At 48.1% G+C, this 26,305-nt stretch carries 27 protein-coding genes; 4 read left to right on the top strand and 23 right to left on the bottom strand.

Annotation, left to right across the window (positions count from 1 at the left end; genetic code table 11):
• Window positions 1–60 precede the first annotated feature (60 nt).
• On the top strand, window positions 61–951 hold the full coding sequence (locus ACWXW9_RS04990; protein WP_494928556.1) for a LysR substrate-binding domain-containing protein: 891 nt from the start codon (window positions 61–63) through the stop codon (window positions 949–951).
• 28 nt (window positions 952–979) lie between these two features.
• On the opposite strand, the gene ACWXW9_RS04985 is transcribed toward ACWXW9_RS04990, so the two are convergent.
• The 10 genes from ACWXW9_RS04985 to hemE all read right to left on the bottom strand — a co-directional run bounded on the left by ACWXW9_RS04985 (window position 980) and on the right by hemE (window position 12,536).
• Window positions 980–1,969: an aldo/keto reductase family protein gene (locus ACWXW9_RS04985; RefSeq protein WP_494928555.1), complete on the bottom strand. Its 990-nt coding sequence runs from the start codon at window positions 1,967–1,969 to the stop codon at window positions 980–982.
• A gap of 276 nt (window positions 1,970–2,245) precedes the next feature.
• Window positions 2,246–4,192, bottom strand: coding sequence for an ABC-F family ATP-binding cassette domain-containing protein (locus tag ACWXW9_RS04980; RefSeq protein ID WP_494928554.1), 1,947 nt, complete (start codon window positions 4,190–4,192; stop codon window positions 2,246–2,248).
• A 120-nt stretch (window positions 4,193–4,312) separates the two neighbouring features.
• Window positions 4,313–4,897: a TetR/AcrR family transcriptional regulator gene (locus ACWXW9_RS04975; RefSeq protein ID WP_494928553.1), complete on the bottom strand. Its 585-nt coding sequence runs from the start codon at window positions 4,895–4,897 to the stop codon at window positions 4,313–4,315.
• Window positions 4,898–4,914: 17 nt separating this feature from the next.
• Window positions 4,915–5,721, bottom strand: coding sequence for a DUF92 domain-containing protein (locus ACWXW9_RS04970; protein ID WP_494928552.1), 807 nt, complete (start codon window positions 5,719–5,721; stop codon window positions 4,915–4,917).
• A 213-nt stretch (window positions 5,722–5,934) separates the two neighbouring features.
• On the bottom strand, window positions 5,935–6,558 hold the full coding sequence (locus tag ACWXW9_RS04965; RefSeq protein ID WP_494928551.1) for a fumarylacetoacetate hydrolase family protein: 624 nt from the start codon (window positions 6,556–6,558) through the stop codon (window positions 5,935–5,937).
• A 35-nt stretch (window positions 6,559–6,593) separates the two neighbouring features.
• Complete coding sequence (locus tag ACWXW9_RS04960; RefSeq protein WP_494928550.1) at window positions 6,594–7,367, bottom strand: glycerophosphodiester phosphodiesterase; 774 nt, start codon at window positions 7,365–7,367, stop codon at window positions 6,594–6,596.
• A 54-nt stretch (window positions 7,368–7,421) separates the two neighbouring features.
• A complete protein-coding gene (locus ACWXW9_RS04955; RefSeq protein ID WP_494928549.1) occupies window positions 7,422–8,909 on the bottom strand; it encodes a CapA family protein in 1,488 nt (495 codons plus the stop codon).
• A 154-nt stretch (window positions 8,910–9,063) separates the two neighbouring features.
• Window positions 9,064–10,509, bottom strand: a complete 1,446-nt coding sequence (gene hemG, locus ACWXW9_RS04950) for a protoporphyrinogen oxidase (protein ID WP_494928548.1) — start codon at window positions 10,507–10,509, stop codon at window positions 9,064–9,066.
• Window positions 10,510–10,516: 7 nt separating this feature from the next.
• Window positions 10,517–11,458, bottom strand: a complete 942-nt coding sequence (gene hemH, locus ACWXW9_RS04945) for a ferrochelatase (protein WP_494928547.1) — start codon at window positions 11,456–11,458, stop codon at window positions 10,517–10,519.
• 7 nt (window positions 11,459–11,465) lie between these two features.
• Window positions 11,466–12,536, bottom strand: a complete 1,071-nt coding sequence (hemE, locus tag ACWXW9_RS04940; protein WP_494928546.1) for a uroporphyrinogen decarboxylase — start codon at window positions 12,534–12,536, stop codon at window positions 11,466–11,468.
• 240 nt (window positions 12,537–12,776) lie between these two features.
• Between hemE and ACWXW9_RS04935 the strand changes: the two genes are divergently transcribed.
• Entirely contained in the window at window positions 12,777–13,997 is a 1,221-nt protein-coding gene (locus tag ACWXW9_RS04935) for an MFS transporter (protein WP_149094911.1), read from the top strand.
• 123 nt (window positions 13,998–14,120) lie between these two features.
• Here the strand turns inward: ACWXW9_RS04935 and ACWXW9_RS04930 are convergent, their stop codons facing one another.
• Window positions 14,121–14,765 (bottom strand): O-methyltransferase, encoded by a 645-nt coding sequence (locus tag ACWXW9_RS04930; RefSeq protein ID WP_476127965.1) that lies wholly within the window; start codon window positions 14,763–14,765, stop codon window positions 14,121–14,123.
• 157 nt (window positions 14,766–14,922) lie between these two features.
• Here ACWXW9_RS04930 and ACWXW9_RS04925 point away from each other — a divergent pair, with 157 nt between their 5' ends.
• Both ACWXW9_RS04925 and ACWXW9_RS04920 read left to right on the top strand, forming a co-directional pair.
• Window positions 14,923–16,083: a THUMP domain-containing class I SAM-dependent RNA methyltransferase gene (locus tag ACWXW9_RS04925; RefSeq protein ID WP_494928545.1), complete on the top strand. Its 1,161-nt coding sequence runs from the start codon at window positions 14,923–14,925 to the stop codon at window positions 16,081–16,083.
• Between the two features lie 240 nt (window positions 16,084–16,323).
• Entirely contained in the window at window positions 16,324–18,333 is a 2,010-nt protein-coding gene (locus ACWXW9_RS04920; RefSeq protein ID WP_494928544.1) for an LTA synthase family protein, read from the top strand.
• 154 nt (window positions 18,334–18,487) lie between these two features.
• Here the strand turns inward: ACWXW9_RS04920 and ACWXW9_RS04915 are convergent, their stop codons facing one another.
• The 12 genes from ACWXW9_RS04915 to ACWXW9_RS04860 all read right to left on the bottom strand — a co-directional run bounded on the left by ACWXW9_RS04915 (window position 18,488) and on the right by ACWXW9_RS04860 (window position 26,170).
• A complete protein-coding gene (locus ACWXW9_RS04915) occupies window positions 18,488–18,757 on the bottom strand; it encodes a hypothetical protein (RefSeq protein ID WP_494928543.1) in 270 nt (89 codons plus the stop codon).
• A 93-nt stretch (window positions 18,758–18,850) separates the two neighbouring features.
• Window positions 18,851–19,072: a YuzB family protein gene (locus tag ACWXW9_RS04910; RefSeq protein WP_014280826.1), complete on the bottom strand. Its 222-nt coding sequence runs from the start codon at window positions 19,070–19,072 to the stop codon at window positions 18,851–18,853.
• Window positions 19,073–19,095: 23 nt separating this feature from the next.
• Window positions 19,096–19,398, bottom strand: coding sequence for a heme biosynthesis protein HemY (locus ACWXW9_RS04905; RefSeq protein WP_014280825.1), 303 nt, complete (start codon window positions 19,396–19,398; stop codon window positions 19,096–19,098).
• Window positions 19,399–19,587: 189 nt separating this feature from the next.
• Window positions 19,588–19,854, bottom strand: coding sequence for a hypothetical protein (locus tag ACWXW9_RS04900; protein ID WP_134910339.1), 267 nt, complete (start codon window positions 19,852–19,854; stop codon window positions 19,588–19,590).
• Window positions 19,855–19,988: 134 nt separating this feature from the next.
• Window positions 19,989–21,245 (bottom strand): M14 family zinc carboxypeptidase, encoded by a 1,257-nt coding sequence (locus ACWXW9_RS04895; protein ID WP_494928542.1) that lies wholly within the window; start codon window positions 21,243–21,245, stop codon window positions 19,989–19,991.
• Window positions 21,246–21,361: 116 nt separating this feature from the next.
• Complete coding sequence (gene racE / locus ACWXW9_RS04890; RefSeq protein ID WP_025683453.1) at window positions 21,362–22,171, bottom strand: glutamate racemase; 810 nt, start codon at window positions 22,169–22,171, stop codon at window positions 21,362–21,364.
• Between the two features lie 208 nt (window positions 22,172–22,379).
• Entirely contained in the window at window positions 22,380–22,703 is a 324-nt protein-coding gene (locus tag ACWXW9_RS04885; RefSeq protein ID WP_494928801.1) for a YtxH domain-containing protein, read from the bottom strand.
• A 96-nt stretch (window positions 22,704–22,799) separates the two neighbouring features.
• Entirely contained in the window at window positions 22,800–23,447 is a 648-nt protein-coding gene (locus tag ACWXW9_RS04880) for a helix-turn-helix transcriptional regulator (RefSeq protein ID WP_494928541.1), read from the bottom strand.
• 8 nt (window positions 23,448–23,455) lie between these two features.
• Complete coding sequence (locus tag ACWXW9_RS04875) at window positions 23,456–23,896, bottom strand: DUF86 domain-containing protein (protein WP_494928540.1); 441 nt, start codon at window positions 23,894–23,896, stop codon at window positions 23,456–23,458.
• 24 nt (window positions 23,897–23,920) lie between these two features.
• Entirely contained in the window at window positions 23,921–24,208 is a 288-nt protein-coding gene (locus tag ACWXW9_RS04870; RefSeq protein WP_431089590.1) for a Dabb family protein, read from the bottom strand.
• Between the two features lie 80 nt (window positions 24,209–24,288).
• Complete coding sequence (locus ACWXW9_RS04865) at window positions 24,289–24,714, bottom strand: phage holin family protein (RefSeq protein ID WP_494928539.1); 426 nt, start codon at window positions 24,712–24,714, stop codon at window positions 24,289–24,291.
• A gap of 319 nt (window positions 24,715–25,033) precedes the next feature.
• A complete protein-coding gene (locus tag ACWXW9_RS04860; protein ID WP_494928538.1) occupies window positions 25,034–26,170 on the bottom strand; it encodes a polysaccharide deacetylase family protein in 1,137 nt (378 codons plus the stop codon).
• Window positions 26,171–26,305 lie beyond the last annotated feature (135 nt).

The raw sequence follows: 26,305 nt of genomic DNA, 5'->3' as shown, positions 1-26,305 counted from the left end.
CGACCGGCCTGTTCCACTGGAGAATAGGTCGGTGTGGCTTAGCGAAAGGAAATCACAGCTATGGATCTGAAAAAACTACGTTACTTTATCGCAGTGGCGGAAGAACTACATTTTAATCGTGCTGCAAAAAAACTGAATATCACCCAGCCTCCCTTGAGCCAACAAATCCAAAGCCTTGAGGATGAGCTTGGCGTGAAACTTTTGGAACGAACCAAAAGGCAAGTTCGACTTACGTCAGCAGGAGCGATCTTTTTAGAAGAATCCAGAAACATGGTTTCTCAATTGGAAAAATCCATTAAGATGACACAGCTTGCAAGTCAGGGGAAATTCGGACATTTATCCATCGCTTTTGTAGATTCGGCATCTGGCAGTCTGATGGTTAACGCCTTAAAGAAATTCCGGGAGCGTTATCCAGACGTGAAGCTTACGTTGTTTGAAATGACATCTGCCCAACAACTGAAAGCCATACACGATGGCAATGTTCATGCGGGCTTCCTACGCTGGGCAGATCCATCTATACATATCACCTCTCGGCTCTACACCAACGAATCACTCATCGCCGTACTTCCCGCAACACATCCACTAGCCCACCATCCAACCTTGTCTTTACGTTCCTTAGCGGAAGAATCTTTTATCCTGTCTCCGCCTCATATGGGATCGTCTTTTCATGATCTCATATTAGACTTTTGCGGACAACACGGATTCCAGCCCCAAATCGTACAGGAAGCCGTTCAAATGTATACAATCGTTAATTTGGTAGCTGCTGGTATGGGCATCTCCATTGTTCCCTCTTCCGTTTCTGTTTTCCAACGTAGAGATGTCGTATTTCGTTCTTTTCACGAAGATTCTCCGTCCATCCCGCTTTACGCTGCATGGAAAACAGATGCGAATGACGCTGTTCTGACTCATTTTCTGGAGGTGGTTGAAGAAACAGCGTGTAATAGTAATTAGACATGTAAACTACCGTCAGCGCCTAGTCTTAACCTGTTTTACTCGGATCACGTTCAACAACACCGTTTAAAATACTATCCATTTGTCTCATAATCTCTTTATTTAGACGAACACCCGCAGCTTTTACGTTCTCCTTAACCTGATCTGGCTTGGAAGCACCGATAATAGCTGAGGACACTTGCGGGTTTTGTAAAACCCATGCTACTGCAAGCTGCGGTAGCGTCAAACCATATTCCTGTGCAATCGGCCGGATCTGCTCCACTGCCTGAAGGACCTCTTTACGTAACCATTGTCCGGCCAAGCGTTCGAAAAATGGTGAACCTGCTGTCGTAGAAGCACGTGAACCCTCGGGAAGCGGCTTGTCTACTGCATATTTGCCTGAAAGAATACCCTGCGCCAGAGGTGACCAAACGACCTGTCCAATTCCCTCCTGCTCACAAGCGGGAATCACTTCAGCTTCAATGACACGCCATAGCATGGAATATTGGGGTTGACTTGCCACGAAGGGGACCTTTAGTTCTCTCGCTAAATCCGCTCCTTGCTTTATCTGGTCTGCTGTCCACTCGCTCACCCCTACATACAAAACCTTCCCCTGACGAACCAAGTCGGATAATGCCAAAAATGTCTCTTCAAGCGATACGGTTGGATCAAAACGATGGGCATAATAAACATCAATATAATCCGTCTGCAAGCGTCGAAGAGAAGCATAGCAGGCCTCCATAATATGCTTGCGGGATAGCCCTTTGTCATTCTGTCCGATACCTGTTGGATGAAAGACCTTTGTGCATAGTTCAATACTTTCACGGCGTATTCCCTTTAAAGAATGACCTAAAACCGTTTCCGCCATCGTTTCTGAATAAACATCAGCGGTATCAAACGTTGTGATCCCTGAATCTAGTGCAGCATGGACACATGCTTTCGCTGTGGTGTCATCCACTTGTGCACCATGGGTTATCCAGTTTCCCAATGCTATCTCGCTTACCCTCAAGCCGCTTTTTCCAAGTTTACGATATTCCATTTTGAATGCCTCCCTTCCATATAAATTTGATTATAGCAAGCAAATTTTAATATTAGAAATATATAATAAACTACTTATTAATATGAAAAACATATTAATAAATTCATACATTTGCATAATGTTAGGTATCTTTGAGTTTTAAAGTCAGGACATTAGTTATTTCCACGACAGATGTACTGGAATAAATACAAACAAGCAAGTCTCCATCTTTAGCGGAGACTTGCTTGTTTAAGTAACAACGGAAAAACGATTCATGCATCATACTTATTTCGTATTTTAAGATTTACTTTGTTCGATTTGCTCGGCCAGCTCGTTCAGATAGGTCCAGCGCTCCATTTGATGCTCCAAATGCTGTTCGGCCTTCGTTTGCTCAGCCATAAGCTCCTGTAGTCGTGCGGAATCATTGAAAGACTCTTCCATCTGTCGCTGGATGCTAGCCAACTTCTCCTCAGCCTGTTCGATCAATTCGTCAATTTGCTCATATTCCCGCTGTTCCTTAAAGGTGAATTTAAGCTTGGTTTTGGTGGTCTCCTTGACTGAATCCGAAGCATCCGCAGACTTAGACGTGGAAGACTGAGCAGAAGAAGTACCCGCCGAGACAGACGGATTCGCAGCGGATGGAGCATTTTTACTGATCCATTCTGCATACTCACTGTAATCGCCCACATGCACACGTACCTGACCTTCTCCTTCGAATGCCAGTACCTTGTCTATCGTGCGGTCCAGGAAATACCGGTCATGGGAAACGATAAAAACAACACCCGGAAATTCATCCAGATAGTCCTCCAGCACGGAAAGAGTCTGAATATCCAGATCATTCGTCGGTTCGTCCAGTAACAATACATTCGGTGCGGACATCAGCACACGCAGCAGGTACAAGCGCCGTTTCTCGCCCCCTGACAACCGGGAAATGACCGTCCATTGCGCGCTTGGCGCAAACAGAAAACGCTCCAGCATTTGCGCGGCTGTAATAGCCGAACCATCTGCTGTCCGGATCACTTCGGCTTCTTCCTTAATGTATTCGATGACACGCAGCGATTCGTTCATTTCCTGATGTTCCTGGGTAAAATAACCGAGCTTCACAGTCGGTCCCACAATCACACTGCCTGAATCCGGTTCTACGCGCTGTGCAATCATTTGGAGCAGAGTCGATTTTCCGCTACCATTGGGACCCACAATCCCAACCCGGTCACCGGGCACAGCGATATAGCTCAAATCCTGAATCAGCTTACGGGAACCTACCGATTTGGACAGGTGATCCAGCTCCAGTATTTTCTTACCGAGACGCGTGGAGGCAACCGACATGTCTACAGACCCGGAACGGGCTTCCGGCTGCTGATCCTTAAGCTGTTCAAATCGTTCAATACGCGCTTTCTGCTTGGTCGAACGGGCCTTTGCCCCCCGGCGAATCCAAGCTAGTTCATTGCGCAACAGGTTTTGCCGTTTTTGCTCGGAAGATGCTTCCCGTTCCTCGCGTTCTGCCTTTAGCTCCAGAAAACGGGTATAGTTGGCCTCATAGCGGAAAAGTCGACCATGATCCAGCTCTAGCATGACAGTTGCCACTCTATCCAGAAAATAGCGATCATGCGTAATCATCAGCAACGCGCCGCGTCTTTTCTGCAAATACTGCTCCAGCCATTCAACCGACTCATTATCAATATGGTTGGTAGGCTCATCCAGAATAAGTAGCTCACAGGGCTGGATCAAAGCTGCTGCCAAAGCAACACGTTTACGCTGTCCACCAGAGAGCACTCCCATACGTGCCTCAAACTGCGTGATACCCAGCCGGGTCAGTATGTTTTTGGCTTCACTCTCCAACTGCCATGCCTGGAGCGTATCCATTTGCTGGCTTGCCCGCAACAGGCGGTTTTGAAGCTCCTCGCTGCCCGGATTCAGCTCCAGCATCTCCATCGTTTCCGTATATTCGCGCACCGCCTTCATTTCCGGCTGGTTGCCGTGGAAAATATGTTGGAGTACCTTCACCTCGGGGTCAAACTCCGGATTTTGCGCCAAATATTGAATGCGTACACCGTTGTTGACCGCAATATTGCCATCATCCGGTGGCTCTAAGCCGGAAATCACGCGTAAAAACGTTGATTTACCAGTGCCATTCACACCAACGACCCCTATTTTGTCACGTTCATCCATACCAAAGGAAGCATCCTCAAACAACATTTTTTCGCCATAGCTTTTCGTTATATGTTCAACGGTCATAATATTCATACAGATTCCCTACTCTTCCCCTATTTTGTGATGCATCTTGTTTATTTTAACACAGTCACACCAAATGATTAAAAAAACCGTGATCTGAACGAAGTCAGTACGGTTTCTAGCTTTACAATATCACGGTCTGTGTATCCCGCTGCCGGCTTCACAGCCGTACATAAACAAGTTAGCCGCAAATTCAGCCGTCTGATCCACATCGCATTCACAGAAATCTTTATCCAGTAAAATGTCCATTTTGAGGCGCTCCATCATGCCAATGAAAGCCTTCGCATGAAGCTCAGGCTGCTGCACACCCTCCAAAGCCAGTTTGTTTTTGACCATATCGGTATAATCCTGAATAAATCCGCGCATAAACTCCATTAAATCAGGGTCATTGTTCGGGGTCATAAAAAACAACTTGGTATGCTGCTTGCGCTTGTAGTAGTAATGTAAGTGCAGATTTGCCATTCGCAGCAGTCCCTCTCCCAAAGCGCGGTTAGCCAGTGCGCCCTGCATTTCGGCCAGGTATTGCTCGCAATCTCTGCGCGTAACCGCTGTAAAAAGCTGTTCTTTGCTTTTGAAGTACAAATATACCGTGCCTTTGGCAACACCCGCCTGCTCTGCAATCTCGGAAATCTTGCTTTCATAAAAGCCTTTGGTGCCGAAGATTGTATAAGCGGCGTCCAAAATAGCTTCATATTTATCTCCATGTATACCGCCCATCTTCGCACCTCCCTGTATTAAAGTATAAACAGAATTCCTGCCAGAGCGACCAGCCCCCCGAAAATGGAGCTAATGCTGTTCACTCGATCATTGCTCATCCAGCGCCATCCCCGCACATCAACCGTTGGTTGTCCACAATGCGAGTCTACCTCTACTTCCCGATCACAAACCGTGCAGAACCGCATCATTTGCACCGTAGCACCCAGATAGGAATCGGCAAAAGCCCCCGCGCTGCCAGATATTCCTCCGATCAGTGCCCACAGCCATAGTGGCAGGCCCGGCATTCCTGCGGCGTATCCAAAGACCCATGCCCCTGTTCCAATCAGCACGCCCCCAGCCAAAGCCGCAGCCGTCCCCAGAGAAGATACACCTCCCGAGGTTCCGGGTGCCAGCACCTTGCCATTCAGTATCGAGCGAGGCGGCTTGCGGCTCAGGCTACCAAATTCCGTTGCCCACGTATCCGACGTGACCGTAGCCATGACGCCAACAAAAGCCAACTGCCAGGCAACATGAGGCCAGATCGCATATCCCAGGCACAGCAGCATACCTAATCCCCCGTTGGCCCATACCTGTCCTGCATCCCGGTTTCCGGTTTTGGCATACGATTTTTCAAGCTCTGCCTTGCGCTCCTTTTTGAACCTCGACAGCAAGGTTGATGTGATGAAGAACAGGAGCAAGGTCCCGAACCAAAACAGGTTACCTGCACCATAATACACGGTTCCCATCAGCACAGCTGCCGCAAAGCCCGATAAGGTTAAGGATTTTTTATAAAAAGCAGCCCCCGCCACTATAGCAGCGCCAAGCAATCCGATGATCCAATCCATGATATACCCCCACTTTGAAATGAATCTCTCGTTTTTCATTTTTCAGTTCGTATATTATTGTACAACGCTCTACACTTATATAAAAGCCGCGTCCCATGCTATGGCACAGGACACGGCCCTTACATTCTTGCGTACGAGAATCACTCCATACTGCCCAACTACCAAAAGAACTCCCTTTTTAATCATCTTCATTGATACTATCCACGCGTCAGCTTAACCGATTGTGCAGCTTCCTTGACGGTCAGTTCCCCAAAATAGCTCGAAACGATCTCCACTCATTGTTGGCCCTACACCTGCCGGAGTACCTGTGAAAATAATATCGCCCTCACCCAGTCCATAATGACTCCCTATGTAATCAATGATATGCTGGATGGAAAAAATCATATCCTTGATATGGCCGCGCTGTACTTCCTGTCCATTTTTGAGCAATGAAAAATCCTGCTGCTCCAGCGTGTCCAGTTTCTCTAAAGGCAAGAACGGTGTAACGGGAGCAGAAGATTTAAACCCTTTAGCCGCCGTCCATGGGTGACCCTTTTTCTTAAGAACGCTTTGTACATCACGCAGGGTAAAATCAATTCCGAAGGCAAAAGCATTCAGAATCGCTTCCGCAGACATACCCGGTTCGTAATTACGACCCACAGCCACAACCAGCTCAGTCTCGTAATGAATGTCTCCTTGATCTTTAGGAAGCTCCAGTGTTGCTCCATCCAGCAGTACTACCGCATGAGAAGGCTTTAAAAAAATCATCGGCTCTGTGGGAACCTCATTTCCCAGTTCCTCGGCGTGCAGTTTATAATTGCGCCCGACACAGTAAACATTACGAATTTCCACGTTCATTACGACCAGTCACCCTTCCCGCGTATGTAGTCCCATTATTTAATAAATAGATTACGTATATAGTGCCACATCCGGTGCTTGGAATGCAAAAAAACCTGCTCCCAGCGATCCGGCCAATTGGTACAAATCATCAATTCAGGATGTAACGAGGCCATTCTCCGCATCATGCTACGGTCATCCACCGTCCATGCCATGACAGTGATACCGCGTCCGGACAAGTCTCTCATCAGCTTTCGATCCAAACGCGGATAGCCCATAGATAGAAAGGAACATTGTAGCCCTTCCAACTGCTTTACCAGATCGTCTGGACGAGCATCAATAATCAGCCCGGTACGGATAACTGGCGCCAGCTCCTTGGCCCGACGTAAGGCCGAACGCTCAAAAGAGGTCAATACCACCTCATTCTCCATATCTCGCGCCACAATTTCACGGAGTACGGCCTTCTCCAGCCCCGGATACATGTCTCCTGCGGTTTTTAGCTCAATATTGAGCGATACGCGGCCACGACACAGATCCAGCACTTGTGCGAGAGCAGGAATGCTTTCACCTTGATATTCCGTGCTTTTCCAGCCACCTGCATCCAGACGTTTCAGCTCTTTCCAGTCTATATCCTTCACCCGACCTGTGCCGTTAGTCGTGCGCTCCAGCGTGAAATCATGAATGACCACCGGAACGCCGTCCTTCGACAGTTGTACATCCAGCTCAATCCAGCGCACAAACGGCTGATCTATTGCAAGCTTAAAAGCCGCCAGCGTGTTCTCGGGAGCAATTCCTGAAAAACCGCGGTGAGCCACGCACAAATTGTCCATTCCAGTTATGACCTCCATCCACAGGTTGTTTCAAGTCAAAGATTCCTTTAACAACTATCGGGCGGTTACTGTACCGTCTGCGCCTACTGATACATTACCCGGTGACATCGCCGCTACTCCTTGCAAAATTTTGCTGGCTTCCGCATCCTTCAATGGAACCGATTGGCCCAGCTCCGCCCGATAAGGAGTCAGCTTCATGCTGCAAGCCCTAGCCCGGGTACAGGTTGCCTGGAATATCGCTGTATCCCAGGTGGCTGGTACTGTAGATTTAGAAAAAATAAAATTCCCTGTGCTGTATGCAATCCATTTGCCTTTATACTGCTCCATGCCCTGTAGTACGTGCGGGTGACCTCCGATTACGAGATCTGCCCCTGCATCAATAAAAGCGTGCGATAGCTCGGTTTGATGAGGCTCCAGTGCAGTAGCGCGCTCCTTGCCCCAATGCGCAATGACAACGACCAAATCAGCCTGCTTGCGCGCTTCGCGAATCGACTTCACAATCGCGGTCGAATCGTAGGCTCCTGCAACACCGGGCTGTTTGGTGCCTGCATTCCAGTTGGCCTCGGGCATAACCCGTGTAGCGCCCAGCAATGCGATTTTAATACCTTTACGCTCAAAATAGTGCGGAGCATACGCTTCTTTTGCATTACGCCCGGCTCCGGTATACGCTATATCGTTTTCCTTCAAATATTTCAGCGTATCCAGTAAACCGTCTGTGCCCTGATCCAAAATATGATTGTTGGCCAAATTTACAGCGTCTATCCCTGCCGCAGCCAACGCAGTCAACGCCTTGGGAGAAGACTTATACACATACGTTTTATTCAGCGCACCCACGCCCGCGGTTGTAACCGGCGTTTCCAGATTGGCTATCGTCAGATCGTCCTTGCGAAACAGATTTCCGAGATATTGATATGGAAAATCAAATCCGTTCTTTTCCAACCGCTGCTCAACCTTACCGGAAAACTGCACATCCCCTACAAAATGAAGCGTGACTGTCGGTGAAGCTGTTCCATCCGATGCGGCTTTCCTCCCCTTCTCCGATTCGTTGGGGTCAGTAGATTTCCCACTGTCCGATGCATCCTTATTTGAAGAGCTGTCCGGTGATTGCCCGTCTTTCTCCGAAGATGATCCTGATTCTGACGATTTGCCTTCGGCAACATTTGTGTCAGATGAGGTCGCGGGGCGGCTGTCTGTAACTGTAGCAGTATCAGAAGGTTGCTCTGTCTTATCGTCAGCAGCGTGCTCATATCCATTGGAGCTGTCGTCCGGTTGTTCATTTGAAACGGCTGTAACGTTCTCTCTTATCGGGCTAGAAGACTGTCCTCCACCCGCTGAATCCGTTTTGCCCTTGTTCTCCTGTTGCAATAGTCCGGCGTTTTCCGCAAGAGAGCTACTCTTCCCATGTTCAAATATGTAATAATATCCGAAAAGACCTACGATCATAAGCAGCAGGACCAGATTCGTGATGATCCAAGCCTTGCCTATTTTTCGCTTCCTTGCTTTCTTTCGACCTTCATTTTTCTGTGATCTGGGAGGGTACATTCTTCACTCCTTCTATGCTGTTGCATATGCATTACATTCTTGAATGATCCGGCGATTTTAACACCTTCTCCATTATATATCAAATTTCGGTATAAATAGAACCCCTCGCTTGGGATCGCGAAGGGTTCGTTATTCAAGTGCTCCAACCATTTAATTATGCCTGTACCTTGACCGCTTCCCGTTCCGCAGCTTGGACAGCGACAGAGGCCCATTCCTTGGCTTGGCGGATACAATCCGGCAACCCGATGGCATCATAGCCAGCACCCAAAACATACACTCCCGGCATCGTTGTACGCAGTTCTTCTCGCAGATCGGCGATAGCCTGGGGGTGTCCTACCGGATATTGCGGCATAGAGTGGCGAAGACGGGTAATTTCCGTAAATAGCGGAGTCGCCGTAACCCCCATCATGTCCTGCAAATCCTTACGTACCAGCGCAGTCAGTTCATCATCGGGTAGCTCTACCGTTTCTTCGGCTCCAGCACGCCCCACGTAGCAGCGCAGCAGTACTTTATCGTCCGGACTGGTATGCAACCACTTGGCGGACGTCCACGTACATGCCGTCACACTGCGTCCCTCTTTACGGGGAACCAGAAAACCGGAACCATCAAAGACATTCTCAATGTCTTTTTTATTAAAGGCCATGACCACATTCGCCACGGACACATAATTAACGGCTTCCAGTGCCGCCACATTCACATGTCCTCGCAACAGCGGCGCTGCAGCAAAATTCGGAGTCGTGATAAATAGATCGTCCGCATCCAACGTCTCCCCATTATCCAATACAACATGATAGACGCTGCCTTCATCGCCTGCTGTCTTTGTGAATTCTGTAACAGCAACACCTGTACGCAAATCACAGTCATGCAAGTCATTCAGTAACGCATGTACCAAACTTTGCAGTCCTTGACGGAAGGTCAGGAAAGCACTTTTTTTCGTGCCTGTATGCGTCTCGGCTGGCTTTCTTCCGGTCATCATCCCGTGAATGAGGCTTCCATATTGCTGCTCTACTTCAGCAAATTGCGGGAAGGTCGCCTGCAAGCTCAGCGTCTTCATATTGGCAGCATATATGCCAGCCAGCAGCGGCTCGGTTACATTTTCAAGCACTTCTTTGCCCAGTCGGCGTTCGATAAAATCACCCAAGGCTTCATCACCGGGTATGCGCCGAGGCGGAATAACAAAATCCATCATGGCCCGCAGCTTGCCGCCCAACGAGATGAGCCCGCTTCGCAGAAATGGTTGCAGCTCCGTCGGAATTCCCAGTACCAGACCGGGGGGCATCGGATGAAGCTGACCTTCATGCAAAATGTATGTTTTCTTCGCCTCTGGATTCGTGCTTACCAGCTCATGATCCAGCTCCAGCTCTTGTGCCAGCTCGATCATAGCCGTTTTACGGGCCAGAAACGAATCCGGCCCTTTTTCAATCACAAACCCGTCTTTATGCAACGTTTCGATTTTCCCACCCAGCACTGGGGCCTTTTCCACCAGCGTAATTCGTGGTGTGTAGCCTGCTTCTTTATACATTTTACGTGTATAAAAAGCTGCGCTGAGTCCGGTCAATCCTCCGCCTACAATCACAATATTGCGTAGTTTTTGCTCCATAATGTCCTCATCCCTTTTTCCATTGGTCTATGATGACATCGCTAAGCGTCTCCATATACAATGGATCACTGTTAAGCGAATCAATCCGCTGGAAACGCATATCCAGTTCCTTCGCCAAAGCCTGCGCCTCAATATCCAGATCGTATAGTACCTCTAGATGATCTGAAACGAAGCCGACTGGCGCAGCCAGCACATATTCAACCTGCTCTTCCTTGAGACTATGCATGGTATCCAGGATGTCAGGACCGAGCCAAGGCTCTGCTGTACGGCCCGCGCTTTGCCACGTAAACTGCCAGTTCGTGATTCCTGCCTTGTCCGCAACAGCTTGCGAAGTAGCCATCAATTGCTCTACATAAGGATCACCCATCGCCAGAATCCGCTCAGGCAAGCTGTGCGCACTGAACAATACACGTACCTCGTCCCGATTCGCCCCAGCTTCTTCGAAAAGCGTCAGCTTTGCATTTACACGCTCGGTCAACGTCTTGATCAGCTTTGGATGAAGATGATAGCTTTCCACAAACGATATAGCCAGATTCAGTTCCTGTGCCTTGGCCTGTGCACGCTTAATATAAGTGCCTACACTCATTACAGAATAATGCGGAGCCAGCACGACACCTACCGCTGTACGGATACCGTCTTGCACCATAGCCTCCACGCCATCCTCGATGAACGGCTTGGCATGTTTGAGTCCCTGATAGCAGACAAATTCAATATCCGGATTACGATTTTCCCGATTTAATGTTTCTTGCAGATTTTGAACCTGACGATCCGTATTCTGACGTAGGGGAAATACACCGCCCACAATGGCTTCATAGCGATCCTTTAATTCTTTCAATTGCTCCGGGGAAGGAGCGTTACCACGACGAATATGTGTGTAATAGGCCTCCACTTGATCCAAACTTTCCGGTGTCCCGTAAGACATAACCAGTACACCCACTTTGGTTTTCATCAGCACATCACCTCTTCAAATTTCTGATTGATTCGTTTTTTGTCAAAACGGAACAGGAATACTCATGCACATACTCTGTAAGCTCTCTCAGCTTATCTAACGAAGCTTCTGGAAATAAACCGTGACCCAGATTAAAAATATATCCCGGCTCCAAAATTCCTTCATCAACAATCGTTTTCGCATACTGTTTGATTACATCCATCGGCGCTGTGAGCACGTAAGGGTCCAGATTTCCCTGCACACCAAAACCATTACCCAAACGACGGCGTCCTTCAGGTATACTTACCCGCCAGTCCAGTCCGATCACATCGGCTTTTACCCCGCCCAACAGCGGTAGCAACTCGCCTGAGCTTACACCCGGAAAATAAATTTTCGGTACGTCCAGATCGGACAGCTCATGGAAAATACGTGTAATCGTCGGCAACACAAACATTTGAAAATCATGAGGCGAAAGCGCCCCTACCCAGCTATCAAACAGTTGAAATGCCTTACCGCCATTAGCAATATGGGCACGCACGTATGTAATAACCATGTCTCCAAGCTTATCCATCAGCCGATGCCATAATTCAGGCTCTCCGTACATCATGGCTTTGGTGCGGATATATCCTTTGGACGGTCTTCCTTCTATTAAATAACTCGCAATTGTAAAAGGAGCTCCAGCGAACGTAATCAGCGGTACCTCCAGCTCACGGTCCAAAATACGGATCGTTTCCAAAATGTGACCCAAATCTCGTTCTACATCAATCGGGCGCAGCTTGTCCACGTCCGCCGCTGTCCGGATCGGATTATCAATAACCGGACCGATATTTTTGACAATATCAAAATCAATCCCCAGCGAGGCTACCGGATTCATAATATCAGAATATAAAATAGCAGCGTCTACCCCGAGCTTGCGCACGGGCATTAAGGTCACTTCTGCAGCCAGCTCGGGCTGACGACAAATTTCAAGCAACGTGTATTTCTCTTTAATTTTGCGATATTCAGGATCATACCTTCCGGCCTGCCGCATGTACCATACGGGAATATGATCCACAGCCTGCTTACGGCAAGCGCGGATAAAGGTATCGTTGTATGTCATGACTTCAGCCTCCAGTTCAAATCGTAACTACTGTATTTTATTATGCCCTTTTTCAAGAGTCGTAACAACCGCCGCTGGCGGACAACTCATGACAAACCCATAACATTTGGATAAAGTTTCAATGAAGTGTGCTATACTAGAGAAATGGCTTTTTTAAAGCTCCGGGAAGTTCTACATGGATTCTACATGAATAAGTAGTTTTGCATCAGCAAGAAATGACAGAAAGGAAGTGAAAGCACATTGAAAACGTGGGAGACGTGGAAAGTCAATCTCATTGTGCTTTGGTTCGGTCAGTTTCTGGTCAATGCGGGTATTACGATGATTACTCCATTCCTCGCCCTCTATCTGGCTCAAGACCTTCATGTGAAGGGAGAACATGATATCGGGCTGTGGGCCGGAGTTATTTTTGCCGCAAACTTTTTGACTTCATTTATGTTCCAGCCTCTATGGGGCAAGCTGGCTGACCGATATGGGCGCAAAGCAATGCTGCTCCGCTCGGGTTTCGGTATGGCTCTGGTGATCGGCTGCATGGGTTTGGTCACCCATCCGTGGCAACTGTTGGCGCTTCGTCTGCTGAACGGTACGATTTCGGGCTTCAATCCGGCTTCGATTTCTCTGGTGTCGGGTACCACCCCCAAAGAACGGACCGGTTTCGCTATGGGGATTATGCAATCCGGTCAGATGGCGGGTACGATTCTCGGCCCTCTGATGGGCGGTTTTTTGGCTGACTGGGTTGGATTCAGACCGATCTTTTACATTACAGGCGCTCTTATTCTTGTAGCCTCGCTTATTGCAATGTTTCTGGTTAAAGAAGATTTCAGCAAAGCCGAAGCCGCACGCATACCGCAAATTTCGGTTCTTGCCGGATTAAAGGAGCTAAGCCATACGCCCCAGCTTCCGGCTTTGTTCACCGTAACGTTCCTGCTCCAGTTTGCCATGATCAGTACGGTATCTTTGCTGCCGTTATATGTGCAAAAGCTCTATGGGTCAGCAGAAGGAATTGCGCTCATTGCCGGGTTTGTTACAGCCATTACCGGCGTGTCCAATATGGTCGCTGCGCCGCTGCTTGGAAGATTGAGTGACAAGATCGGGGCGCACCGCATTTTGACCATCGCTCTGCTCGGAACCGCGCTCATGCTCATTCCGCAGGCTTTTGTCAATCAGGTATGGCAGCTCGTCACGATCCGTTTTTTCATGGGTATATTTATGGGCGGACTGCTGCCAAGCGTAAACGCGCTGATTCGCACGTATACACCGGAAGGCATGGAAAGCCGTTCGTTCGGCTTCAATACCAGCTCGCTGGCGCTTGGTAATATGCTGGGCGCTGTTATTGGCGGGGTACTGTCCGGGTTTATCGGCATCGAAGGATTGTTCATCATGTCAGGTGTCCTGCTGATCGTCAATATATTCTGGGTACGTATGAAGCTCTATGATCGTAAGCCTGCACCTGATTTCAGGTAAGATAGCCTTCTGGTAAGATCAGCCTTCCAGAACAGACAAGAACCTCCGCTCCACAATTTTGTGGACAAGGAGGTTCTTTTTGTATAGCTATTTTTTGCATAGCTATATAAGTAACACTACAGCCTATTTTACACGGGCCAATGCCAATCCGTCATAGGCTGGTAAAAGCGTACTGACTAGCCGCGGGTCCGTAGCTATCGTTTCGTTAAAGCGTCTCACGGCCTGTACGGCAGGACCGTTCTTGTCGGTATTGAGCGTCCGTCCGCGAAGGAAACAGTTATCTCCCGCAATAATGGCACCTGGATTCGCCAGAGCAATCGCATATTCCAGATACACCGGGTAATTTTCCTTATCGGCATCGATGAAGAAAAAATCGAAGGTCCTCCCCTCTTCCTGAAGCTCCTTCAGGCTGTCCGCTGCAGGTCCGAGACGATATTCGACACGGTCACCGTAGCCGTTTTCCTCCATATGTCTATGTGCCAGTGCCGCATACGCTTCTTTCAGCTCCAATGACACAATGCGTCCCTTTTCTCCCAATCCACGGGCCAGGCATAATCCACTGTATCCGCCTAATGCGCCAATCTCCAGTACCTGCTGCGCGCCGGATACCTCAATTAGAAAGGTTAGCAGCTTTCCGTAAGGATGAGCCACCGATACCTCAGGCATCCCCTCTGCAACAATGGCCTCCCTGATGCCGCGTAGCGTTTCATCTTCCTGTACCAGTTGGTCTACATATTGTTCAGGCGTCATATTGGGTGTAATTTCCACGTTTCATCTCTCCTTCTCGCTTTATCATAACGCAGGTTGGACGCGGTGTCCTTCGTAAATTATTTGCCTTAATTATTTGTCTCTTCGTGTACAATGACCTATACTATAGGGATTGAACCAAGCTTATATGATTATGGGGACGGAGTGAATACGTTTAATGACTCAACTGCAACTAATTGCAACTGCGCCGATGGGACTTGAAGCCGTCGTGGCTCGGGAGCTCAGAGAACTCGGATACGAGGACCTGACCGTCGAGAATGGCCGCGTCGTTTTTTCCGGTGATTATATGGATATATGCCGGTGTAACCTGTGGTTGCGCACATCAGACCGCGTTCTTATTAAAATGGGCGAATTTGCCGCAACCACCTTCGACGAGCTGTTCGAGGGCACCAAAGCTTTGCCATGGGAGGATTGGATTCCTATGGATGGTGAATTTCCGGTAGAGGGACGCTCGCACAAATCACAGCTTAGTAGCGTACCAGCCAGTCAGGGAATCGTCAAGAAGGCGATTGTAGAAAAGCTCAAGGAAACCTACCACATGGATTGGTTTGAAGAGGACGGCCCTCGTTACGTTATAGAGGTCATTCTCTTAAATGACCGTGCATTGCTAACGCTTGATACGACAGGTCCGGGACTGCACAAGCGCGGCTATCGCAAGCTCGTGACGGAGGCTCCGCTCAAAGAGACGATGGCTTCCGCTCTGATTCAGCTTAGCCGCTGGACCCCGGATCGACCGTTCTATGACCCGTGCTGCGGTTCCGGTACTCTGCTGGTAGAAGCAGCAATGCAGGCATGGAATATTGCTCCAGGGCTGAGACGTACCTTTAACTCGGAAGACTGGCCTGTCATTGGTCGCGAGCTATGGGATCAGGCTCGCGACGAAGCGATGGATTTGACCCGCGATGACATTCCTTTCGAGATTGCAGGCAGCGATATTGATCCAGGTGCTATCGAAGTCGCTGAGGCTGCTGTAAAGGCGGCTGGCTTCGCTAAAGATATCTCATTAAAGGTGATGCCTGTAACGAAAGTCAGACTTGAAGGCCAATATGGTGTGATGATTACCAATCCACCTTATGGTGAGAGACTGAGTGAGGAAACCGAGGTGGAGAAGCTGATCCGGTCAATCGCACGCACGGCAGCGGAAATGAAGACATGGTCCTTCTTTGCCATCAGCTCCACCAAGCAATTCGAGCACTATTGGGGCCGTAAAGCCGATAAGCGCCGCAAGCTGTTTAATGGCCGGATCGAATGCCAATACTATCAGTACCTGGGCCCTCTACCACCGCGCCGCAAAGATACTCCGCCGTCGCAGTCTTAAATAGATGATGCTCAGGCCAGGAAGCGAACCATCCGTTCGCCTTTCTGGCCTGATTTGTGCTGTTCATAGGATAAAAATGTAGCTTTCCCCTGTTGTACTGGAAGGAAAATGCTGTATTTTCTTTACTTAATCATTGAAATGCGCGGGATGAGCGCTATAATAATTAAAGGCGATTTCGGTTTTAACATTACGTTAATATTTAGTTTATACTAGCCGAACATTTCTGCCGAAGGGGGTAAAGTGTTGGTTATTCGCACGGCCGGTGCAAATCGCACTGGAAACATGTTCAGCAAAATGCTGCTGTCCCGATATTTCGGGTTTGGTCTGTTTTTTGTACTTATGATTGGCAAGCTCGTTCTGATCCACCATAACCTGCATGCCCAAAATATTGACATGAATTCGCTGGATTATGTCATCGCTATCGGTTCGCTCTTGCTTGTGAGTTTTTGGACCTTATGGCTGTCAAGGCGCGGACGCTTGGTCGCTCTTGTAGTGCTCGATATTTTGCTTACCGCTCTCATTTATTCTGACATGGTTTATTATCGGTATTTTCAGGATTTCATTACGATTCCCGTCTTGCTTCAAGCCGGACAAGTTGATTCCCTGGGTGGAAGTATCATATCTCTGATGTACTGGTGGGATCTTTTCTTTTTTGCAGACTGGATCCTGTTCATTCCGTATGTGATGTTCGTGGCTTCCTTGCGGCGTCGGTATACAACGAGTGATTCTTACATCGAAACGTCACGCGGTTCATTCAGCAAAAGGTTTCTGCTTCGCTTCTCCAAAGGCGCGTTGGCCTTCCTGATCGGCTACATTTTTACCTTTGGACCGATTAAATACTATACGTCCACGTGGGCAACCGGCATATTCGTCGGTAACTGGTGGTCGATGGCCCTGTACAATGTAACCGGGCTGATCGGATTTCACGGGTACGACATTTACCGCTATGGACAGGACCATCTGGGATCCCAGCCTACGCTGGCTCAGGCTGAGTCCGATAAGGATAAGGAATGGTTTAATCAGCATCAAAAGCTGCTTCAGGTGAAAAATGACCTTTCAGGCAAGTATAAAGGCAAAAATGTGATGGTCATTCAAGCCGAAGCGTATATGAACTTTTTCATCGGCAAGGAGATCAACGGTCAGGCCATAACGCCTAACTTTGACAAGCTGACGAAGGAAAGCATGTATTTTAACAATTATTATCACCAGACTGCGCAGGGCCGTACTTCAGACGCGGATTTCACTACACATGCTTCACTGCATCCGCTCCCTACAGGCTCGGTATTCATCCGTTATGCGGACCATAAATTCGATACGTTGCCTTCTATTCTAAAAGATACTGGCTACAGCCCTAATGCATTTCACGTTTACGACAGCAGCTTCTGGAATCGCTACACGATGTATAAGGCGATGAACTATGACAAGTTCTACAGTAAAAAAGATTTTAAAATAGACGAGCCGCTTGGCTGGTCGCTGGGAGACAAATCCTTTTTCCGGCAAACGCTCAATGATCTCACCACTGAGGTCAAACAGCCGTTCTACGCTTATATGGTCGGAATTTCGAGCCACCACCCTTACAATCTGTCCCCTGACGCTGTGGATTTGGATGTTGGCGAGTTTGAAGGGACCATGTTTGGAGACTATTTGAAATCCGTGCATTATGTGGATGAAGCACTGGGTGAACTGGTGGATCAAATGAAGAAAGACGGATTGTGGGATAATACGATCCTGATGTTCTACGGAGATCACGACAATTCTATTAAAGATAAGGCACTGTATGAGAAATTTCTGGGTAAACCACTCACAGATCTTGATATGCAGAAAATCATGAATCAGGTACCGCTGCTTGTGCATCTTCCCGATGGAAGCCATGCGGGAACTTACACTGAACCGGCAGGACAGCTTGATCTGACACCGTCGGTGATGCATCTGCTCGGCATTTCAACGAAACCGTATCACTTTATGGGCAATGACCTGTTCAGCGGGAAGCCTCGCATGGTCGTGCTGCGCAGTGGTGCCTTCACTGATGGTCGTGTGTACTACATTCCATCCGAGGACGGCACGTTCTCCAAAGGAACCTGTTACAACCTTACCACAGGCCAGCCTACGGATGTGAACGCCTGCGGACCGGGGTATACTGAAGCTCTCAATCGGTTGAACATTTCCGATCAGGTGATCACGTATGATCTTATTCGCCAATGGGAACCACAAATCAAAGAAGTAACTACGACTCCTTCGACATCCAAATAGACTTTCTGAGGAAGGTTGCTTACACAGCACCCTTCCCGGATTCCCAGAAGGATGAATACCTACAAGAAAAGCCCGATCAAGCAGCAACATGCTGATGATCGGGCTTTTGGTATTCTTGAGCTAGTAAACCGCGCTCATTTACATTTACGAATGCTTATGGGCGCAATGCTTTTTTGGCCTGCTCCAGCCGTTGTGTCTCTTCACCAAGCATTTCCTCGGCAACCTCTACCGCATCGTCGCCAAGGCTGTCCTTCGCCTGCTCTATGGCATGCTCCGCATGAGTACGGGACTGCTTCGCCTGCTCAATCAGTTGCTCAGCCGGATGTGACAATGCCTGAGAAACGGCATGGTGAAGCTTGTCCACCGAGTTTTGCGTTTGGGCCTCGACACTGTGATTGTCCAGATTAGAATCATATTGGGCCATGAGTCACTCCTCCTTCTGGGCAGTAGTCTGCATCCATTAGCATGGATCAGAAGAAGGGGAACTATACAAAGCCGTGAATGCTGCGTACTGGAATTATTTTATAAAACGCGCAGCCTTCTCCAATACTTCATCTTCTGTAGCTGCACTTATATAGCGTCCGTTCACATATACGAACGCCCGCTTCCCACAAGGTCCGCAATACGACTTGCAACCGATTTTGATCTCCGCATCCGGTGCCATCTTTTGCAACTTGGGCAAGATTGTTTTCAAGCGAATATGATTGCATTCATCACATACGCGAATATCATTGGCCATCTGTCGTCCCTCCGTGCTCCGGCTTAGTGGTCGCCGTGATTACCTTGGGAAGGGTTAGTAATGACAAATCCTTCTTCGGGGAAATACAAGTAATCAATTTTCACGCCATCCAGCAGCGGCTGGCCGTTTTCCAAAATAACATCAATGCCTTTATCTGTAGATACGACGGTATCTGTTTCTTTAGGCGTGTCCAAATCCAGCCCGTAATGAGCATGATCTCCATGGGAATGAGTAATGACAACCCGCAGGCTCTTCCCTTGGTTTTCTTCTTTATCCAATTCAAGCTTCAATACTTTAGCAGCGTTGCGAGTAATTTTGCAATTCATCAACTTCATCTCCTTCATATTGATTAAATGAAGTGTGGTCCAACGGAGCATGATTATCCGTGCCACACAATTTAACAGGTAAGTTCAACAACTATAAATTACAAATAGCCTCTATACTAGAAAGGCAATATTCCTATTGTAAAGAAAACTGCGAAAAATCGCAATCACGAAATTCACAAGCTTATATTCCTACCGGACACGTACGCGCTGCTTCTCAAGCACATCGGGATATTTTCGTTCAGCGCGGGTCACAAACCAGTTCATCAGCAGCAGCGTCACCCCAATGTCGTCAATGGGCATAAAGGGCATGACATCCGGCAGTACCCAATAGAGCAGTACAGGGACGACAAAAAGCAATTTTTCACCCAATGGAATTTTCGACGACGTAATAAACCGGGGCATGCGACGAAACACATGTGACCATTGACGGAGAGACAGTAATCTTTTCCACTTCATAGGTTGTTCACTCCATTTCCAATGCTCCTAAGTATATATACCCCATTAGAAGGGACATATAAGAGGAACACTTGTAAAAACACGTGCTCCTCCTAATACGTACTGATAAACTATGGCGTTTCAGGTCGACCCTTTTACCACGACAGTACCGTTGCCATTAACATGCCCACCTCTGCCGCAATATCGTCGTAATCCCGCATAGGCAGCGGATTTACACCAAGCCCGACTTCAACGGTAAAACCAGGTTTGCCAAAGCGCTGTATAAACCAGTCCTTATACCCAGCATCACTGCCCCCCAGCTTTACCGCCCGGTATCCTGTCGCAGCCGCCAGCCGTGATGCCCAGTCCCGGCTCTCCTTTGGCTCCAAATCCCGGTAATTCCAATAGATTTCCTGTCCCTGACTGTGTATGGACAACACCATATCAAACCGTTCCCGCTCCGTCAGATCGACAAGCGCTTTAGCCTCCGGCTCAGACAAAGGCGCAGGACCCGCGTAATCCCTACTGGACGGGCCAGTTTTGCCGCGTCTTCGCACCTCTTCCTCCCAATGCGCCGGAAACTGATCGTTGAGATCCACACCGCGAATGTTTGCCTTCCATCCACGATAATCAGCGCGGCCATCATTCCATTTTCTTAAGTCAGGATACAGGGGATGAGACGGAAGGACACCTTGTTGAACCAGCTCAACCCCGTCCGGATTAACCATGGGCACTACCCATAAGGAAGTACAGTTTAGCCAAGTCTGTGGAGAAACGCCATATATCCATGGAGGAGCATTACCTTGATCCTCTCGCTCATCATGATGCTCCCCCCCTTCATTTCCATTCATCCTGTCGACTCCTTGCGCATATCGCTCTACAAAACGCAGCAAACACGGTGTCGTCAGCCATTCATTGGCATGTACGGAGGCATTGGCGTGAATTTTCAATGGTCCCCGTCCAATCCGTACATAGGGAATATCCTTTCCCATAACACTGGTGCCGATGCTGCCAACTTCAATAAACGGATACCTTTGAGCCAGTGCCGCAAGATCTTCTCTCAAGTCCTCGTACCCATACTCCCCGCGCAAACGTATAATCTGATCCTGATGGTGTTCAGGGATAATCATTGTTTTTCCTTCCACAAAATCATGCTCCGCAAGTTCGGGATTAGCCTGCCGCAGTTCATCAAGTTCCACACCAAACTGCTTGGCAATGTGTCTTGCATGCTCACCGGGCTGAATAACGTATTTACGATCCATTGACGGACGAATGTACAGCACTTGACCACAAACCAGATAGGGTTGCGCGGCAGTCCATGGATTGTCTGCCATCAATGTATCTGCCGATAATTTAAAAGCCGAGGCGACCCGGTGCAAAGTATCTCCTTTTTGTACGATATATTCCCTCATCTTCTACGCCCCTTCCATCTGTCTTACTGCATGTTATGCAGACGCGGCGTGTCTTGATGAAGCGAATACCAAAACAGCCGATTCTTTTGTCTAATGACAAAAAATCGGCTGTCTCGTCAATCGAGATTGGTGACCTGCCAAACAACAGGCGTTTGACGAATTTGCTCCCCAAGCCACTGTGCGGCAATGCTCTGGAACAATTCCGGATCACCAGAACAAAAAAGCTGATGCACTGGTGTCTCATCCCCGGCTTCCAACTTGCCCTTGTTATACAAAATCGTACTCGTCTCACGAGCCGTTTCGTCTGCGGAGCTAATCAGCTTCACGTTGGGGCCCATCACTTCCTGAATCGTTTCCTTCAAAAAAGGATAATGCGTACAACCCAGAATCAGACAATCAATCGGGTACGCTTGAATCGGTCTCAATGTCTCCTCTACGACCTCTGATGTTGTCTCTGAACGGAACAATCCCTGTTCCACCAAAGGAACAAGCGAAGGGCAAGCATGGCTCACCACGTCTACATAGGGGGATAGTTGCTTCAACGCAGCCGTATAGGCTCCGCTTCGGATTGTACCTACAGTCCCAATCACCCCGACATGCCCGGTGGCTGTTGCGCTAATTGCAGCACGTGCCCCGGGGTGGATGACTCCAATCACCGGAATGGATACCTTTTGACTAATATAGTCCAATGCCGCGGCTGTTGCCGTGTTGCAGGCAATTATAATGACTTTCGGATCAAATTGAATCAGAAAATCAACCATTTGCTCCGTAAATTTCTTTACCTCTTCCGATGGCCGGGGTCCGTACGGGGTGCGCGCAGTGTCTCCAAAATAAATGATTTTTTCCCTTGGAAGTTGACGCATGACTTCTTTAACAACCGTCAGTCCTCCTACACCGGAATCCAATATTGCAATCGCTTGCTGCACGTACACACCGCTTCCTTTTTTGTTCAAGTATGAGTCGTTCCCTCTTGGGAAGCTATCCGTTGCTACATACCTTATGTTGTATTCGAGTAAAAGGTACCCCAAAATATTACCCGAAAAAGGGAAAGCGATCAACAAAGAGGCTTCATCCCAACAGGAGAAGCCTCGAAGCGAATCCATATTCAGTTAAATTATATTGATTTAGAGCTGCTTACAGGGAATCCTTTTTCGTATCTTCTTGAACAGGATCGGATGAAATGCTGACTTCAGGAAGAACTCCGCCTTTTTTGCGAAATTGCCCGATTTCATGAATAACCGCTGAGGCCGTATCCTTAATTTTATCGGTATACTCAATAGAGGCATCTGTAATTTTCCCGGCCAGTTCCTGCCCCTTATCACTGACTAGACGTGCCTGATCCGTAATGTCCTGACGCAGATCACGACCTGATTTGGGGGCAAACAACAGTGCAGCGAGCGAACCGGCAATGCTACCTGCCACCGCACCACGGATAAAGCTTTTGTGGTTTTCTTTCATCATCATCTCTCCCTTATGCCCGGGCGAATGCCCATCTGTTAATGCATTATAAGCAGGGAGAGCTTGTCATGACACAGCGAACGACCATAAAAGCTCCTACTTTTTTCGGGACCGGATACGATACAAGCAGCAACGTCCTCCATCCGCCAAGCAATCCTCACGAACAACCTCGGCATCAAGCAGCTCCTCGAACATTTGCTGCTCACATTCACAAGCCTTGCGGTAACGGCCTGCGATTTGAGAAATCGGACAATTGTATTCCACAATAGAGTAGCTCCCGTCCTCTTCTTCCCGCCACTCCGCCATATAACCGGAGGCATTCTGAATGCCGGAAAGCTTTTCCACACGTGAAGCCAGCGTGGTCTCGCTCTCTATCTGAGGGGCGTAACGCTTCATCATTTTGCGTTTTCTGCCGTCAAACAGAGAGTAAACAGCTTCCATTCCCTGCTCTTCATCCAGTTCCCCCAGTAGTTCCAGCAACAAATGATCATAATTGCGGGGGAACTGCTCACTTCCGTGCTCGCTCAGACTGTACAAAAACGTCGGACGTCCCATCGCCTGCCGCACTACGGTAGCGACGATGAGACCATCCTGCTCCATCAATTTGAGATGCCTGCGCACCCCCATTTCGGTAATGCCCAATTGAGCTGCCAAGCTTCCGACACCCACAGGTCCCTTGGTTTTCAACAATGTCATAATTATGCGCCTGGTGGGCATTTCGGGAACGATATACTTATCCGTCACTTTAGCCTTTACACTCCCTCGGGCCGCGGACCCAATTCCTTATTTAAATAGTCATGCACACTGGATGCAAAACGCTCCAATAGCTCGGGCAGCTCAGGTGTGAGCGGATGAAGGCTCGTCCGGTCCCAATGGAAATATTCCTGCACCAAGGGTTTCCGCAAGGCGACCAGCTCCATGATCGGATTAAACACGGTATCATCCAGTACGCCCTCTTCATGAATGATACCGATAATATCCTCGTAGCTGCTGGCATCACGCATAATAAATCCGTCAATGATATAGCTTCCTACGTCCGTTACCGTTTCAATCGTCAGATGTAGGCAGCGCTCCTGCACCAGCCCCTGCAACAAATCTCCGTTCCAAGCGGCCGTTATGCGGCGGAGTCCTGCAACAATGTCGGGAACGGCCCCTAGTCGAAGCTCAATTTGCTCCCGATTGACATAATACAAGGTCCTTCACCTCCCGTAACCGCTTCAAATTTCATAATCAACTGCGATCGATACATCTTTCACTTCGTTCATGTGTACAATGATCTCCTGATGTACAGGGTGTACCTGATACGTCTGCAGATCCTCCAGTGTTTCGACAACAGCCGTAAGGGAAATATCATAAGATCGTTCCGAACGAATCACATCCGTACCTACTTCGAGTGATAGAAGTTCTTTGATTTTGCCATTCATGCTGCGCAAGACGGACGCCGTATGCTCAATGCTTTCAGGGGAGCGTTCTTTCAATTTGAACAAAACAATATGTTTAATCATACGTATAGGCTCCTTATCTTAAAATGTTCTCTTGAAAATTTTATCATAACGTCCCGCATACGGAAAGAAACTTCGTAATTCTAGCGATCTTTTCCACCATCTTTCCCGCCAGACTCCTTGTCCTTCAGCAGAGCAAAAAAATTCTTGAGCTTCGGTGGGAGCGGCAAGCCCATGCGTGAGCAGTTTTCCGTAATCGAGATTAATTCATTGGATAAATAAAAATACGTCGCCGCCCCTTTCATGATTTCAGTGCCCATCAGGAGGTCTACATGATGTGCCAAAGAAATCACCATCAGCATCAAAGCCTTCCTCGTCAATCCCCAAAACCCTGCTTTGCTGCTCAAGCCTTCCCCAGTCTTAATCGCTGCGGCAACCCCAGTCACATAATCAACAGCCATGGCAACCGTGAACAGCACCATAAGCTGATTCCAACCGCCAAATGCAAAGGTAATAATGGCACCTGTGGTAGCGCAAAACATACTAAACATAGCGGGGTTAATATTCATATCTGTTCCTCCTCTCGGGGCAGTTACTGCAATATATGCAGCGACGTGGCAACCCGTAAAGTCATATGACCTGAAGAGGGAACTGAAATCATAGATTCATATAAAACAAGCTGCAAACCTCATGATTTTCTGTGTACACACAACAAAAAACACCTTGAAAAAACTAATAAATTGTTTTAAAGGTGTCTTTACTTCCTTATTGGGCAATGTAACGCTTGTTTATCCAAGACCTGATTTCTGCTTACCGCTTATATAGAAAAACAGACCCCCCTCTTCAAAAAATAAAGTAGGGTAGCCTGTTTTTCTGACAGCTATTCAATTAACGATGATCATTCCAAAAATTAAGTGGAGTCAGATTGCCATTCAAGGGCTCGAAAGAATAGCCTTCTTTCTGCAAAGCTGCCATGATCTGTGGAAGAACCTTGATCGTAGATGGCTTATCATGCATAAGAACGACAGGTGTTCTGCCTTGTTTTTTCAATCTTCTAATATCACTCAGAACGCTCTGTTCAAAATGCTCTGGATTTTTGGTATAACGCCAATCGTTGGAATCAACATTCCAATCCCAAATATGATAGCCCGCACCCGTCAGCTGATCACGGAATGCTTTATTCAAATACGGTTTGCTGCCATAAGGCGTGCGAATTAAAGAAGTGCGTTGCCCTGTTGCCTGGAATAAAATCTCATTATCCTGATTCATTTCTGCAAGCGCCGCTGCCGGAGAAGCATAAATTTTCTTCACCTGATGCGTCATCCCGTGCAAGCCCAAACCATGACCCGCTTCTACCATTCTCTTCATAACTGCACTATGTTGTCGAATTTCCGGTCCCAACATGAAGAAAGTCGCCTTGGCATTATATTTATCCAGGATATCTAACAGCTGTGAGGTATGTGCCGTAGGACCGTCATCGAAGCTCAAATAAATCGTACGGCTCGATGGGGAGGTGTTCCCCTTAGTTCCTGCATTGCCGGCTTTGCCTGGCTTCACGGCTGCATACTGTTTAATTTCTGCGGCAAATTTGTTCAAAAATTGTGTATCAGACAAGCTCGCATTCGCGTTCTGAATCCGGTATAGATTGCTTGAAGGTATCGTGATGGTAAAACCGAAGGCATCCGCCAAAATGCGAATCGGCACCATCGTACGTCCTCCGCGCTCAAAAACATCACCCTTGGTCAGATCCAGCGTAAAGCTGCGATTATGTCCAGTCAACTGCAATGTACGACCGCTGACCGAAGTGGAAATCCCCATTTTTTGACCTAATGTAACGATAGGAACATACAACTTGTCATTTTCCATCACTGGCCGAATCGTATTCGAATCCAGTAATACATCATTGACCCCCAGCAAAGGAGCCTTCGCTTGCGCACTTGCTGTATTCGTATGTATGCCCAACAGACCCAAACAACAGATTGCCATCAAACATGCAGCCATCCATTTTACTTTCAAAAACTTCATTACTTACACCATCCTGTGCTGTATTTTATATTGTGCGGGAGCTATCTCTAGCTTGTCTATGAAGTTATACAGGCATGACGATATAGACATGGCAATATAGACATTCACTAAACATATAGAACATAAACGCATCTC

The sequence above is a fragment of the Paenibacillus sp. LT-B23 genome, from assembly GCF_059417685.1.
The sequence above is the reverse complement of the archived record's forward strand: the minus strand, read 5'-3'. Positions and strand labels throughout refer to the sequence as shown.